General features: G+C 60.9%; 11 protein-coding genes and 1 pseudogene. 7 read left to right on the top strand and 5 right to left on the bottom strand.

Going from position 1 to position 15,200, the window contains the following annotated elements; genetic code table 11:
* Nucleotides 1-59 precede the first annotated feature (59 nt).
* Nucleotides 60-814: pseudogene (locus tag EV130_RS24995) on the top strand (MFS transporter); the annotation flags it as partial.
* Here EV130_RS24995 and EV130_RS24990 read toward each other — a convergent pair.
* Both EV130_RS24990 and EV130_RS24985 read right to left on the bottom strand, forming a co-directional pair.
* A complete protein-coding gene (locus EV130_RS24990; protein ID WP_132661893.1) occupies nt 815-1,402 on the bottom strand; it encodes a DNA-3-methyladenine glycosylase in 588 nt (195 codons plus the stop codon).
* A 51-nt stretch (nt 1,403-1,453) separates the two neighbouring features.
* The gene (locus EV130_RS24985) at nt 1,454-2,356 is read right to left on the bottom strand and encodes a LysR family transcriptional regulator (RefSeq protein WP_132553778.1); all 903 of its coding nucleotides are present in this window, start codon (nt 2,354-2,356) and stop codon (nt 1,454-1,456) included.
* Between the two features lie 122 nt (nt 2,357-2,478).
* Between EV130_RS24985 and EV130_RS24980 the strand changes: the two genes are divergently transcribed.
* On the top strand, nt 2,479-3,219 hold the full coding sequence (locus tag EV130_RS24980) for an SDR family oxidoreductase (RefSeq protein WP_132661891.1): 741 nt from the start codon (nt 2,479-2,481) through the stop codon (nt 3,217-3,219).
* A 257-nt stretch (nt 3,220-3,476) separates the two neighbouring features.
* Here EV130_RS24980 and EV130_RS24975 read toward each other — a convergent pair whose 3' ends face one another.
* Nucleotides 3,477-4,388, bottom strand: a complete 912-nt coding sequence (locus EV130_RS24975) for a LysR family transcriptional regulator (RefSeq protein WP_074062100.1) — start codon at nt 4,386-4,388, stop codon at nt 3,477-3,479.
* A gap of 165 nt (nt 4,389-4,553) precedes the next feature.
* On the opposite strand from EV130_RS24975, the gene EV130_RS24970 reads away from it, so the two are divergent.
* The 5 genes from EV130_RS24970 (at nt 4,554) to EV130_RS24950 (ending at nt 13,954) form a co-directional block, all read left to right on the top strand.
* Complete coding sequence (locus EV130_RS24970) at nt 4,554-5,378, top strand: alpha/beta hydrolase fold domain-containing protein (protein ID WP_207900903.1); 825 nt, start codon at nt 4,554-4,556, stop codon at nt 5,376-5,378.
* A 48-nt stretch (nt 5,379-5,426) separates the two neighbouring features.
* On the top strand, nt 5,427-6,614 hold the full coding sequence (locus tag EV130_RS24965) for an efflux RND transporter periplasmic adaptor subunit (protein ID WP_074062099.1): 1,188 nt from the start codon (nt 5,427-5,429) through the stop codon (nt 6,612-6,614).
* A gap of 231 nt (nt 6,615-6,845) precedes the next feature.
* Complete coding sequence (locus EV130_RS24960; RefSeq protein WP_132661889.1) at nt 6,846-10,043, top strand: efflux RND transporter permease subunit; 3,198 nt, start codon at nt 6,846-6,848, stop codon at nt 10,041-10,043.
* 150 nt (nt 10,044-10,193) lie between these two features.
* Nucleotides 10,194-11,978, top strand: a complete 1,785-nt coding sequence (locus tag EV130_RS24955) for an IlvD/Edd family dehydratase (RefSeq protein ID WP_132661887.1) — start codon at nt 10,194-10,196, stop codon at nt 11,976-11,978.
* Nucleotides 11,979-12,211: 233 nt separating this feature from the next.
* Nucleotides 12,212-13,954 (top strand): putative bifunctional diguanylate cyclase/phosphodiesterase, encoded by a 1,743-nt coding sequence (locus EV130_RS24950; protein ID WP_245520102.1) that lies wholly within the window; start codon nt 12,212-12,214, stop codon nt 13,952-13,954.
* Here the strand turns inward: EV130_RS24950 and EV130_RS24945 are convergent.
* Together EV130_RS24945 and EV130_RS24940 are read right to left on the bottom strand one after the other, a co-directional pair.
* Nucleotides 13,902-14,918: an NAD-dependent epimerase/dehydratase family protein gene (locus tag EV130_RS24945; protein WP_132553768.1), complete on the bottom strand. Its 1,017-nt coding sequence runs from the start codon at nt 14,916-14,918 to the stop codon at nt 13,902-13,904. The two genes, EV130_RS24950 and EV130_RS24945, sit on opposite strands and share 53 nt — an antisense overlap.
* 9 nt (nt 14,919-14,927) lie before the next feature.
* A partial coding sequence (locus tag EV130_RS24940) for a UDP binding domain-containing protein (RefSeq protein WP_281032209.1) occupies nt 14,928-15,200 on the bottom strand: 273 nt, incomplete at its 5' end.

The following is a 15,200-nucleotide window of genomic DNA, read 5'->3' as shown; positions in this document are numbered from 1 at the left end:
ACTTATAAATAGCTGGCATGGCTTTATGAGTGCCCATCGACCCTCGGTTTTGTCCTACACCACGATTGTTTCTCGACCGGAACTTCGCGATCAGCATGGTGTTCATCTTCGTGGTCGGCGTCACCTATCTTGCCTCGCTGGCGCTGATGACGCCTTATCTGCAGACGCTGATGGGCTATCTGGTCATCACGGCCGGGATCGTCATGGGCCCACGTGGCATCGGCACCATACTTTGCATGTTCATCGTCGGGCGACTGATCGGCAAGGTCGACACCCGCTGGCTCCTCGTGTTCGGCCTCGGCCTTACGGCCTTTGCAATGTACGACATGACGGGCTGGACGCCGGACGTCTCGCAGTGGACGATCGTCTCGGTCGGTTTCATACAGGGTGCCGGTCTCGGGTTCCTGTTCGTGCCGCTGACGACGATTGCCTTCGCTACGCTGCCGGCGCATATGCGCGGCGACGGTACGGGCCTCTACAATCTTTCCCGCAACATCGGCTCGAGCGTCGGGATTTCGATCGTCGCGGCACTGATCGTCGAGAATACGCAGAGCAATCACGCTTCGATCGCGGCCTATGTCACGCCGTTCAACCGGGCCTTTGATGCCACCGCCGCGCAGTCGCTGAGCCCGCTTACCGCGGCAGGCCGGGCTTCGATCAACGAGCTCATAACGCTGCAATCGACGATCATCGCTTACATGGACGACTTCAAGCTCCTGATGCTGATGTCGCTTGCGGTAATGCCGCTGGCGCTCATCTTGCGCAAACCCAGGCGGCGCCCGCATCAACGGATCACAGCGCCGTCATGGAGTGATCAGCGGAACGGCTTGCTCAGATATCGCGAGCCCTGAATGCCGAAGCGCCATGGAACTTCGGCATTCTTCGTTATGCCGATCCGCGTGCCGGAGGTGATCGGAACCGGCGCCGATCGCGAGATCGAAAAAGGCGGGCGGTCGAGCAGCCGGTTGTTGATCTCGATATCGATATCAAGCGCCTGGCAGAGCTTGCCGGGACCGCTGCAGAGCTGGGTCAGCACATCGGTGCCGCGTCGCTCGATCATTCCAGCGATACCGCTTTGCGGCTCCAGCGCGCGGATGAGGACGGCCGAGCCCGGCGTGCAGACGAAGTTCAGGCACCAGTACATGCCGTAGATGCGGTAGATATAGACGTTGCCCGGCGGGCCGAACATCGCGCCGTTGCGCTTGGTCGGTCCGCGGAAACTGTGCGAGGCCTCGTCGTGCGGGAAATAGGCCTCCGTCTCGGTGATGAGCCCACCCGAACCGTTGACGAGCAGGTGGCAGCCGATGAGATCGCGCGCGACGGCGATCGCATCGCGCTCGAAGAAGGCTCGAAGGTCGCTGCCGGTCAGGGGTGCGTTTCCAATGGCTCCTGTATTCGTCATTCAAGTTACCCGTCGTTTGATCCCGCCGATATCATCGCCCATCGAATGCAGCTACCCGAAACCTGCCCGCTGCTGCGCAAAGAGCTTCACCAGCCAGTCTATGAAGACGCGAACGCGCGGGGTAAGCTGACGATTGCGCGGATAAAGGAGCGAGACCGGCGTCTTGGTCGGCGGGAAGTCTTTCAGGATCTGAATCAGCTCACCTGAGGCGATGTAGCGTTCGGCGTGGTAGCGCGGCACCTGTATGATGCCCAGTCCGCAGCGCGCCGCCGCATGGAGGCTCTCGGCTGCATTGACCGAGACGATGGCTGGGATCGACATGTTGCGGACCTGCCCGTCGACGATGAATTCGAGCGGCAGCAGCCCGCCCGTGGCGCTGGACCGGAACCCGACCATGCGGTGGCCGTCGAGCTTGTCGGGATGTTCCGGTGTGCCATTCAGTTCGAGATAGGCGGGTGAGGCGAGGGTGATCTCTTCCAGCGTAGCGACCGGGCGGACGATCATGTCGCTATCCTGCGGCACGCCGACGCGCAAGACGCAATCGATGCCTTCACGAACGAGATCGACCAGACGATCGCCTTCGCTCATGTAGAATTCGATATCCGGATACGTCTCCAGGAAGGATGGCAGGCCCGGCAGCACGAAATGCCGGGCAAGCGTTCCGTGCACATCGACCCGCAACATGCCCTTCGGTTTGGCGCCGACAAAGGCGCCCTCGGCCTCCTCGATGTCGGCGAGGATCGAAAGACAGCGCTGGTAATAGGCCTCGCCGTCGAGCGTCGGGCTGACATGGCGGGTGGTGCGCTGGATGAGTTGCACGCCGAGGCGCGCTTCCAACTGCTTGACGGCATCGGTCACCGTCGAGCGGGGCAGGCCCGTATCCCCGGCTGCGAGGGTGAAGCTGCGGCGTTCCACGACGCGGCAAAAGACCCGCATGGCATCAAATCGGTCCATCTTGTTTGTTCGCGTTTCTCGGATAGTGATGCCGAAGAATGCATGATTATCCGCACAATGAAAAGTATCATCTTCTCCTCATCGAAACGCGCTTCGGCGCAAGGAACTGAAGGAGAAGAAAAATGGCCAGCAACGACAACAAGGTCGCGATTGTCACGGGTGCATCCCGCGGCATCGGTGCGGCCATTGCCGAACGTCTTGCCAAGGATGGCTTTACCGTCGTTATCAACTATTCCGGTAATGCCGCTCCTGCCGAAGAACTGGCTCAAAAAGTCGAGCAGGCCGGCGGCAGGGCGCTAACGGCGAAGGCCGATGTCAGCGATCCCGAAGCAGTGCGGCGGATGTTCGATGCCGCGCAAGCATCCTTCGGCGGCATCGACGTTCTCGTCAACAATGCCGGCATCATGATCTTGTCTTCAATCGCCGATGCCGACGATGGAAACTTCGACCTCCAGGTCAGAGTCAACCTGAAGGGCACGTTCAACACGCTTCGCGAAGCCGCAAAGCGCCTGCGCAACGGTGGCCGGATCATCAACCTCTCGACCAGCGTCGTCGGCGTGAAGCTCGAAGCCTACGGCGTCTATGCCGCGACCAAGGCGGCAGTAGAGGTGCTGACGGCGATCATGTCGAAGGAAATGCGCGGCCGGAACATCACGGTCAACGCGGTCGCTCCCGGCCCGACCGCGACTGATCTCTTCCTCAATGGCAAATCAGACGAACTCGTCGCCCGCATGGCGAAGATGAACCCGCTCGAACGCCTCGGCAGCCCCGAAGACATCGCCGCTGCCGTCTCCTTCCTCGCTGGTGCGGACGGCTCCTGGATCAACGGACAGGTCCTTCGCGCCAATGGCGGCATGGTCTAAACCCGCGACGTTGTTTCCGACTCCGATGACATTGTTCTGTTTTTCTGAACGGTGATGTGCGAAGTTGCGCCTTAAAATCCGTCCGGTTGCCAATTATATTGCTTGGCAAGGAGCGAACGGAAATTTCTTAGTTCCGGCGCCAAACCTCCAAAAGCCCGCCGCGTCATTTTCCCTGGTGATGCGGCGGGTTCGAAATTCGAAGTTGATCCGATCGCGGCCCGTTGAAGGTTTTTCTGCCTTCGGGGCCGCTTCCCCTTTCAAGCATCGTTGAGCTTGGCGTCGGCAAGCAGCTTTACCATCCAGTCCACAAAGACGCGTACCTTGTTGCTCAGGTGCCGGTTCGGCGGGTAGACGACGTAGAGCGGCAGCGGATCGCGCTTCCATTCCGGCAGAACCTGGACGAGTTCGCCTCGTGCGATGGCGCTGCGCGCCATGAAACGAAGCGTCTGGCCGACGCCGAGGCCGGTGGTGAGGGCGCTCATGAGGGTTCTGCCGTCATTCACCGAGACGATATATCTCGGGTTTACCTCGATCGCGTCGTTGCCGTTCTTGAATTCGAACGGGATCGTGCGGCCGGTCTGTGCGCGGAAATAGCTGATGCCGTAATGGCTGCTTTCGAGCTCTTGCGGGTGTGCGGGCATTCCGAATTTCTCGATGTAGCGGGGGGATGCGCAGGTGACCATTTCGATTTCGGATACACGTCTTGCGATCAACGACTGATCGGCGAGGGTGCCGGCGCGAAGGGCGCAGTCGACGTTTTCTGCGAGGTAGTCCACCGTGCGGTCGCTGACGCCGAGATCAATGCGGATATCGGGGTATTTCATGTAGAAGTCGCAAAGTGCCGGCACGACGATGGTGTCGGCAAAAGCGCCTGCCATTTCAACGCGTAAGCGGCCGCCTGGAAGGCTTTGGGAGTTGGAAAGACTGCCGTCGAGCTCTTCCAGTTCCGAAACGATCTGCGAGGCGCGTTCGTAATAGAGTGCCCCGTCCGTCGTCACCATGACGCGCCGCGTCGTACGGTTAAGCAGCTTGGTGCGCAGATGCGCTTCCAGGCCCTGGATAAGGTTGGTGATTGTCGCTTTGGGCATTGCGAGCGTGTCGGCCGCCCGCGTAAAGTTGCCCGTCTCAACGACGCGGATGAAGGCGCGCATTGCCGAGAGCTGGTCCATTTTTGGTCTCCACAGTTTGCACTGCGATATTATTCGAAAATCGGAACAGTGTAATCATAATACAGCTTCTTATTCCGCGATGTGAATAACAATATCTTTTTTATCGGAATGGCAAGCTGCAGGCGCTTGCCATGCGTTATCTTTGATTAAGCGAAAGCCGGACCGATGACGGTGCAGGTAAAAGACATGGTGCTGGAGAAGGTGGCCATCGGCCCCGTTTCCGCGCGCGTCTACCAAGGCGCCGAATTCGGCAAGGGGGCGCCGATCGTTCTCTTCTTTCACGGCGGCGCCTTCCTAGAATCCGGCATCCAGGCCACCGTCAAGGAAAGTGCGATTGCTGAGAGCATGGCGAAAGCCGGTGCGATCGTTGCGATCCCTGACTACAATGCGCCCCTTGGTAACGTCTTTCCGAAGCCGCTCGAAGTCGGCTATTCCCTGTTTTCCTATCTTGCCAACAAGCGCGCCTCCGGCATTGGCGATCGCAACTCGCTGCTTCTGATCGCTGGCGAAGAGGCTGGCGGCAATATCGCGGCGGGTGTGGCGCTGAAGGCGCGCGATCACTACGCCGACGCACTCGACGGCCAGATCCTGTTTTCGCCGCTCCTCGATCCGTTCATGGGCACCTCCTCCATCCGCAAGGCAGACGGCATCGGCATGCGCCAGCGCTGGACGGAAGGTTGGAGCCATTATCTCAGCGGCGGCGGCTGTCACCCCTATGCGGCGCCCTGCCTCTGTTCGCGCATTGCCGGTGTTGCGCCGGCGCTGTTTTTCACGGCGGAAGACGATCCCTTGCGCGACGAGACCGTCGGTTATGCCGACCGTCTCAAAGCGGCAGGCGTCGATGTCCGCCAGCATATCCTCCCCGCCGGGGCAGGCTGGCCATCTATCTATGGCGGGAAGACGGACGGCACCTCGAACTGGCAGGAGAGCGTCAGCCGCGAGTTCAAGAGTTTCGTTCAGGGATTAAGCGTTCAACACCAATTGCATTGAAAACGAACTGATTATCGTCGGCCGTACAGGGCCGCAAGGAGAGTACCGATGACGTCCAGAAAGAAGCGCTGGGCCCTGGTGGGCGCTGGCATAGGGCTTGTTGCGTCTGTTTCGGCAGCCGCCATCTTTTTTGAATTGCCGATGGGCGCGGCTGCGACGGCCGCTTCCGCCCCTGCACAAGCTCCCGCTGTGCCGGTGACGGTTTCCGTCGTTGCAAGCCGTGATGTGACTACCTGGGAAGAGTTCTCAGGCCGTCTCGAAGCGATCGACCGGGTTCAGCTTCGCTCGCGCGTTGCGGGCGCCATCCAGTCGGTCCACTTCCGCGAAGGCGCGCTGGTGAAGGCCGGCGACCTGCTCTTCACAATTGATCCGGCCCCTTACCAGGCGGCGGTTTCTCAAGCCGAAGGCCAGGTTGCCTCCGCCGAGGCCAAGGTCAGCCTGGCCCAGATCGAGCTCGAGCGTGGCCGCCGGCTTTCCGATAGCCGCACGATCTCGCAGAGCGATATGGACCAGCGCCAGAGCGCCTTTACAGAGGCGCAGGCAGGGCTGCGTACCGCGCAGGCGGCCCTGCAGTCGGCTCAGCTCGATCTCGGTTACACCGAGGTTCGGGCTCCGGTTTCCGGCCGAGTGGGCAAGCTGGAGATCACCGTCGGCAATCTTGTTGCTGCCGGTTCCGCCTCCCCAGCGCTCACCACGCTCGTCTCGATCGATCCGATCTATGCGAGCTTCAACGCCAGCGAGGAGATGGTGACGAAGGCGCTGTCGCAGCTTCCGGCCGATGACAATGCAGTGCGCGCCCTCGAACAGATCCCGGTCGAGGTCGGCACGCTTGCCGATGAAGGCACGCCGATCAAGGGCAAGCTCCAGCTCGTCGACAACCAGGTCGATGCTGCAAGCGGCACGATCGGTGTCCGCGCCGTGTTCGACAATCCGGGCGGCAAGCTGATCCCCGGCCAGTTCGTTCGCGTCCGTATGGGCCAGCCAAGAGCCGAGAACAAGATTCTCGTCAGCGAGCGGGCGATCGGCACCGACCAGGACAAGAAGTTCGTCTTCGTCGTCGATGGCGAGAACAAGGTCAGCTATCGGCCGGTCCAGCTCGGCAGGGCAAGTGACGGTCTCCGCGTCGTCGAAAGCGGTCTGAACCCGGGCGAGAAGATCGTCGTCAATGGCTTGCAGCGCATCCGTCCGGGCGCGGTGGTCGAACCGCAGATGGAAGAGAAAGTGGCGGCCAAGTAGGGCCGCCAGAGCAATTTTTCCTTTCGGCGTGGAGAAGGACGTCCGCACTAAAGACGAGGGGGCGAGCGGCGAAGGAGCCAACGTCTTGGCCAAAAGCAGAGACGATACCTGCCGAGCCTCCCCGTCATCCGGCCCTTCGGGCCAACAACGAAATGATTTGACCCGCCGGCGGTACCCCAACCGGCCGACAAGGGTTCTTGCATCCAAGTTCATCCCGGAGAGGGCCTTGAAATGAACATCTCCAGATTCTTTGTGGACCGCCCGGTGTTTGCCGGCGTGCTTTCGGTCCTCATCCTCGTAGCCGGTCTGATCGGCCTCAGGGCACTGCCGATTTCCGAATATCCGGAAGTCGTGCCGCCGTCGATCGTCGTGCGCGCGACTTATCCGGGCGCCAATCCGGAAGTCATCGCGCAGACGGTTGCGACACCGCTCGAAGAGCAGATCAACGGTGTCGAGGACATGCTCTACATGTCCAGCCAGGCGACCTCCGACGGCGTCATGACGCTGACGGTAACCTTCAAGCTTGGTACCGACCCGGACAAGGCGCAGCAGCTGGTCCAGAACCGGGTTTCGCAGGCCGAACCGCGCCTGCCGGACGAGGTGAAGAGCATCGGCATAACCACCGTCAAGAGCTCTCCCGACCTGATGATGGTCGTCAACCTGATCTCGCCGGACAACCGCTACGACATCACCTATCTGCGCAACTACGGCGTCTTGAACATCAAGGACCGCCTGGCGCGCATCGATGGCGTGGGCCAGGTGCAGGTCTTCGGTTCGGGCGACTATTCGATGCGCGTCTGGGTCGATCCCCAAAAGGCCGCCGAGCATAATCTCGCTGCCAGCGATATCACCAACGCGATCCGCGAACAGAACGTTCAGGCCGCTGCCGGCACGATCGGAGCTTCGCCGAGCCTGCCAGGCACCGAGCTGCAGCTGAACGTCAACGCTCAGGGGCGCCTGCAGACGCCGGAGCAGTTCGGCAGCATCATCGTCAAGACGGGCGCCAACGGTGAAATCACCCGCCTTCGCGACGTTGCACGCATCGAACTCGGCGCTGCCGACTATTCGCTGCGATCGATCCTCGACGGAAAGCCGGCGGTCGCCATCCCGGTCTTCCAGTCTCCGGGCTCCAACGCCATCACCATCTCGGACGAAGTCCAGAAGACGATGGAGGAGCTGAAGATCGCAATGCCGGACGGGGTCAGCTACGAGATCGTCTATGACACGACGAAATTCGTCCGTTCGTCGATCGAGAAGGTCGTCGATACACTGCTTGAAGCCATCGCTCTTGTCGTTCTCGTCGTGATCCTGTTCCTGCAGACGTGGCGTGCCTCGATCATCCCGCTGATTGCCGTTCCCGTGTCGATCATCGGCACGTTCGCGGTAATGTACGTCTTCGGCTTTTCGATCAACGCACTCAGCCTCTTCGGTCTGGTACTGGCGATCGGCATCGTTGTGGATGATGCGATCGTCGTCGTCGAAAACGTCGAGCGCAACATCGAGAATGGGCTCAGCCCGCGCGATGCGACCTACAAGGCCATGAAGGAAGTTTCCGGCCCGATCATCGCGATCGCACTGGTGCTCGTCGCCGTCTTCGTGCCGCTCGCCTTCATCAGCGGCCTGTCAGGGCAGTTCTATCGCCAGTTCGCGCTGACGATCGCGATCTCGACGGTTATTTCGGCCTTCAACTCGCTGACCCTGTCTCCGGCGCTGGCAGCCCTCCTGCTGCAGGGTCACCACGCCAAGCGTGACTGGCTGACGCGCGGCATGGACTTCATCTTCGGCTGGTTCTTCCGCGGCTTCAACCGCGTTTTTGGTGCAGGTTCGAAAGCCTATGGCAAGGGCGTTGGCGGCCTGCTGTCGCGCAAGAGCATCGTCATGGTCGTCTACCTGGCGCTGGCTGGTGCGACCTACGGCCTCTTCAATGCCGTTCCAGGCGGTTTCGTGCCGGCACAGGACAAGCAGTATCTGATCGGTTTTGCCCAGCTGCCGGATGCCGCAAGCCTTGACCGGACCGAAGATGTCATCAAGCGGATGAGCGAAATCGCCATGGCCGAGCCCGGCGTTGCCCATGCAATCGCCTTTCCCGGTCTGTCGATCAACGGTTTCACCAACTCTTCAAATGCCGGCATCGTCTTTGTGACGCTGAAGGATTTCGAGGAGCGCAAGTCGCCCGCGCTTTCGGGCGGTGCGATTGCCATGTCCTTGAACCAGAAGTTCGGGGCGATCCAGGATGCCTTCATCGCCATGTTCCCGCCGCCGCCGGTCAATGGCCTCGGCACGACGGGCGGCTTCAAGATGCAGCTCGAAGACCGCGCCGGTCTCGGCTACCAGGTGCTGGACGAGGCCAACAAGGCAATCATCGCCAAGGCACACGAGGCGCCTGAGCTGACCGGCATCTTCTCTGCGTACCAGATAAACGTTCCGCAGCTCTTTGCTGACCTCGATCGCGCCAAGGCCGAGCAACTCGGCGTCTCGGTGACCGATGTTTTCGAAACGCTGCAGATCTATCTGGGTTCGCTCTATGTCAACGACTTCAATGCTTTCGGCCGCACCTACAGCGTGAGGGTGCAGGCCGATGCGAAGTTTCGCGCCCAGTCGGACGACATCGGCCAGTTGAAGGTTCGTTCGGCGTCGGGCCAGATGATCCCGCTGTCGGCGTTGCTGAAGGTCAGCGCGACGACCGGGCCGGAGCGGACCAACCGCTATAACGGTTTCCTCTCGGCCGATATCAACGGCGGTCCTGCGCCGGGCTTCTCCTCCGGCCAAGCTCAGGCTGCGATCGAAAAAATCGCCAACGAGACGCTGCCGAAGGGCATCAGCTTCGAATGGACGGATCTGACCTATCAGCAGATCCTGGCAGGCAATTCCGGCGTGCTCGTCTTTCCGCTGGCGCTGCTCCTCGTCTTCCTCGTGCTGGCTGCCCAGTACGAAAGCCTGACCCTGCCGCTTGCGATCATCATGATCGTGCCGATGGGCGTGCTGGCCGCCTTGACGGGCGTCTGGCTGACGGGCGGAGACAACAACATCTTCACGCAGATCGGCCTCGTGGTCCTTGTCGGTCTCTCGGCGAAGAATGCGATCCTGATCGTGGAATTCGCACGTGAACTGGAGTTCGAAGGCCGTACGCCAGTCCAGGCGGCGGTCGAGGCAAGCCGGCTGCGTCTTCGCCCGATCCTGATGACATCCTTGGCCTTCATCATGGGTGTCGTGCCGCTGGTCGTCTCCACCGGTGCCGGTGCGGAAATGCGCGCCGCCATGGGCGTTGCGGTCTTTGCCGGCATGATCGGCGTGACTTTCTTCGGCATCTTCATGACGCCGGTCTTCTATGTGCTGCTCCGCAAGCTGACGGGCAACCGCCCGCTGGTGCAGCACAACGACAATCGTCCGCCGTCCGAAGAGGGCGCCATCCGGGTGGCAGCGGAGTAAGCGGCAACATCATCAAATCGGCAGGCGGGACATCCAGTCCCGCCTTTTTTATTTGCATGGAGGCGTCGCAGGTTTATGTCTTGATGAACGTACATCTAATGGACGGAGCCGTTCGGAAAGATATGCCGACTGTCCGTTCTGGAGGAAAGAATGAACGACGACAAGCCGCCGAAGCGCCGCCTGCGTTCGCAGGACTGGTTCGATAATCCCGACCATATAGACATGACAGCGCTCTATCTGGAGCGCTTCATGAATTACGGCATCACACCGGAAGAGTTGCGCTGCGGCAAGCCGATCATCGGGATCGCCCAGAGCGGCAGCGATCTTACGCCCTGCAACAGGGTGCACGTCGAACTTGCCAAGCGGGTGCGCGACGGTATCCGCGATGCGGGCGGCATTCCGATCGAGTTCCCGACGCATCCGATCTTCGAAAACTGCAAGCGTCCGACGGCCGCACTCGACCGCAATCTCGCCTATCTCGGGCTCGTGGAAATTCTCTACGGCTATCCGCTCGATGGCGTCGTGCTGACGACCGGCTGCGACAAGACCACGCCTTCGGCGATCATGGCGGCTTCCACCGTCGATATTCCCGCCATTGTACTTTCAGGCGGACCGATGCTTGACGGATGGCACGAGGGCGAACTGGCCGGATCGGGAACCGTGATCTGGCGCATGCGGCGCAAATACGGTGCCGGCGAAATCGACCGGGAAGAATTCCTTCAGGCCGCGCTCGATTCCGCACCCTCCATCGGCCACTGCAATACGATGGGCACCGCTTCGACGATGAATGCGCTTGCCGAAGCACTCGGCCTGTCGCTGACGGGTTGTGGCGCCATTCCGGCGGCTTACCGCGAGCGCGGCCAGATGGCCTACCGCACCGGGCGGCGTGCCGTCGAAATCGTGTTCGAAGACCTGAAGCCGTCGGACATCCTGACGCGCGAGGCTTTCCTCAACGCCATCCGCACCAATTCGGCAATCGGCGGTTCGACCAATGCGCAGCCGCATCTGGCGGCCATGGCGAAACATGCCGGTGTCGAACTTCATCCCGACGACTGGCAGGTCCATGGCTTCGACATCCCGCTGCTTGCCAACGTCCAGCCGGCCGGCGCCTATCTCGGCGAGCGCTATCACAGGGCAGGCGGCACGCCTGCGGTCATGTGGGAACTGCTCAAGGCCGGTAAGCTCGACGGCAACTGTCGGACCGTCACCGGCAAGACCTTGGCCGAAAACCTGAAAGGCAGGCAGGCAAGCGACCGCGAGGTCATCCGGCCGTTTTCTGCACCTCTCAAGGAACGGGCGGGCTTCCTCGTGCTCAAGGGCAATCTCTTCGATTTCGCGATCATGAAGATGAGCGTGGTGTCGGACGATTTCCGCCGGCGCTACCTGCAGGAGCCGGGGCGCGAAGGCATATTCGAGGGCAAGGCGACCGTCTTCGACGGTTCGGAAGATTATCACAAGCGCATCAATGATCCGTCGCTGAATATCGACGAAAACACCATCCTCGTCATCCGTGGGGCAGGGCCGATCGGTTGGCCGGGTTCAGCCGAAGTCGTCAATATGCAACCGCCCGACCACCTCTTGAAACGCGGCATCAACAGCCTGCCGACGATCGGCGATGGCCGCCAGTCCGGTACTGCCGACAGTCCTTCAATCCTCAATGCCTCGCCCGAAAGTGCCGCCGGCGGCGGTCTTGCCTGGCTTCGCACCGGTGACATCATCCGCATCGATTTCAATCTGGGGCGCTGCGACATGCTGGTCGATGACGCCGAGATCGAACGCCGAAAAGCCAAAGGTGTCCCGCCCGTGCCGCCGGACGCGACGCCATGGCAGCGCATCTACCGCCGCTCGGTCAGTCAGCTTTCGGAAGGGGCTGTGCTCGAAGGGGCGGCAGACTTCCGTAAGATTGCAAAGCTCCCGCCACGTCACAACCACTAGGTGAATAGTCCGGCGGGAGTAAGGAAGGGTTCACCCAATAGCCAGTTCGGCAATCCAAAAGGCTTCGTTAATGTCTGCTTGAGACGGTATTATAGTTTCTCGCATCTGCTTAAGTCTGAGACACCGAATTGCCGAAAAGGACACCGACGCGGTCGGAACAGGAATTCCAAGATCTGTTAAGGCGCCTCGAGCTTGCACTCGATGCGTCGCAGATCGGCGTTTGGGAGCATGATGTGCGCACCAACCAGATCCTCTGGGATGCGCAGATGCACCGGCTCTATCAAACGGGCCAGACCATGCGCGTCCTTCCCACGTCGTTTTGGTTTGACGCGGTTCATCACGAAGACCGGCAACGCGCAGCACAGGAATTCGACGAGGCGATCGCAAGGCGTGGCGCCTATGATTCCCAGTTCCGTATCGTGCTGCCGAACGGCGAAATCCGCCATTTGCGCTCGCGGGCGCATTTCTACGTCAGCGAGGAGGGTGCTCCCTCCTTCATCGGCGCCGAGTGGGACGTCACGGCCGATGTCATGCTGAATGCGGAGCTGAAGCGTCAGCGCCAGGTCGCCGAAGCGCGGGCAAGGGCGCTTGAGGAAAGCAACGCCCGGATCGAGTATGCCGCCGAGCATGACTATCTGACCGGACTGCCCAACCGCCGCCTCTTCGACAGGCGGCTTGTCGAATTGCATGCCGACAAGTCGATCTCGATGCTTGCGATCCTTCACCTTGGTCTCGACCAGTTCAAGCAGATCAACGATAGCTATGGCCACGCCGCAGGCGACGCCGTTCTGCGTGCTGCAGCGCTGCGGATGACGGCCGCCGTTCCAAAGAACAGCCTCGTGGCGCGTGTCGGCGGCGATGAATTCGTCATTCTGCTCTGGAATTTCGCAGGCATCGAAGCGCTCACGCGCATTGCTGCGGATGTCCAGCAGCGGCTGCGAAGGAAGATCCGCTTCGGTCAGGAATTGCTGCAATCGGGCACGTCGATCGGGATCTCATGGAGTGCCGGCCGGCGGACGCGCAATCTGTTTACCGAGTCCGATCTTGCTCTCTATCAGGCCAAGAAACTTGGCGTAAACCGCATCGAATTCTTTACCAGGCAGTTGCGGGACGACCTGCTCAGCAAGCGGCGTCTCGCCGAAGAGCTGAAGCGCGGGCTCGAGCGGGGAGAGATCGTTCCTTACTACCAAGTGCAGTTCGACGCCAAGACGCGGGCGATCTGCGGCCTCGAAGCGCTTGCCCGCTGGATTCATCCAGAAAGGGGCGTGCTGTCGCCGCCCGTCTTCCTGAAGGCTGCGGATGACAACGGGCTTTCGGCCGATATCGACGCGGCAATTCTGAAGATGGCACTGGAGGATTGCCGGCATTGGCTGGATCGCGGTGCCGCCGTTCCGCGCATAGCGGTCAATATTTCGAGCGCGCGCCTGTTCGATCCGGCCCTGCTCGACAGCCTGCGGGCGCTTCAGGTTCCTCCGGGCGAATTCTGTTTCGAACTGGTGGAGACGATCTTTCTCGACGATCCAGACGACAAGCTGCTGAGCAACATCGATCAGATCAAACAGATGGGCATCGATATCGAGATCGATGATTTTGGTTCCGGGCACGCCTCGTTGATCGGCTTGGCAAAGCTGCGTCCAAAACGCCTGAAGCTCGACCGGCAACTGGTGACTGACATCGTCGAATCCAAGGAGCAACGCAGTGTCGTCAGCTCCATCATCGACATCGCCAAGGCTCTCGATGTGAGCGTAATCGCTGAAGGTGTTGAAACGGAGGGCCATGCCGAAACGTTGACGCAACTCGGCTGCGACATGCTGCAGGGATACGCACTCGGCTATCCCATGCCGGCTGCCGAGATCGGCAAGCTCATTTGTCCGCCTGGCCGGCCCCCGGCCGAAAAAGACGCGGGCAGGCGGGTGCTTGCGGTCACGGCTCCAGTTCCCGGCGGGCTTCCAGATACCATTCGACAAAGGCGCTGACGCCGGTTTCAAGCTTCGTATCGGGCTTGTAACCCGTCAGGGCGGCAAGCAGGTCCGGGCTTGCGAAGGTGCGCGGCACGTCGCCCTTCTGCATCGGCAGCATCTTGCGCTGCGCCGGCTTGCCGAGCGCTTGTTCCACGGTCTCCACGAAGTCCATCAGGCTGACAGGCTGGCCGCCGCCGATATTGACGACGCGGAACGGCGCCTGGCGAGACAGCGTCTCGATCCTGTCGTCGGCGATGCGGTTTTCTTCCGAAGGTATAATCGGCGAAAGCCGCACGATCGCCTCGACAAGATCGTCGATATAAGTGAAATCGCGGCTCATCTTGCCTTCGCCATAGATTTCGATCGGCTGGTTTTCCAGCATGCACTTTACGAACTTGAAGAGCGCCATGTCCGGGCGGCCCCAGGGTCCGTAGACGGTGAAGAAGCGGAAGGCGGTGGTCGGCAGCTTGTGGAGATGCGCATGGCTGTGCGCCATCAGCTCCATCGACTTCTTTGTCGCGGCATAGACCGTCAGGGGCTCGTCGGCCCTGTCGGTCTCATGGAAGGGAACGGAGGGGTTGGCACCATAGATCGAGGAGGTCGAGGCCAGCATCAGATGCTGCACCTTGTGGCGCTCGGCAATTTCCAGAATGTTCCACGAGCCTTCGACGTTCGAGCTCAGATAGGCGCGCGGGTTTTCAAGACTGTAGCGGACGCCGGCCTGGGCCGCCAGATGGATCAGGATGTCCGGCTTTGCCTTGCCGGCGGCATCTTCTAGCGCCCTTTGATCTTCAAGCATGGCGATCACCGGCTTGAAGGCCGGAAACTGCGCCAGGGCCGCGTGCCGCATATGCTTGAGCTTGACGTTGTAATAGGGCGTCAGACCGTCGAAACCGGTAACCCGATGCCCATCCTGCAACAAGCGCCGCGCGAGATGAAAGCCGATGAAGCCTGCGGTGCCTGTTATGAAGTAGTGCATTTTCTATCTCTACTCGGTCTTCTTGCCGACGGCAAAGTGGCTGAAGCCGTGGCGCGTGATTTCGGCGACGGGATAGATATTGCGCAGGTCGACGACGACCGGGTTGTTCATCGTGGTCTTCAGGCGCTTGAAGTCGAGCGCGCGGAACTCGTCCCATTCGGTAACGAGCACGATGGCATCGGCGCCCTCGGCAATCTCGTAAGGGTCGTTGCCGTATGTCACCGGCGCAAGCATTTCCTTGGCCGCTTCCATGCCTTCCGGGTCATAGGCGCAAACCGTGGC

Origin of the sequence: Rhizobium azibense, assembly GCF_004342325.1 — a bacterium.
Taxonomy (GTDB): domain Bacteria; phylum Pseudomonadota; class Alphaproteobacteria; order Rhizobiales; family Rhizobiaceae; genus Rhizobium; species Rhizobium etli_B.
The sequence above is the reverse complement of the archived record's forward strand: the minus strand, read 5'-3'. Positions and strand labels throughout refer to the sequence as shown.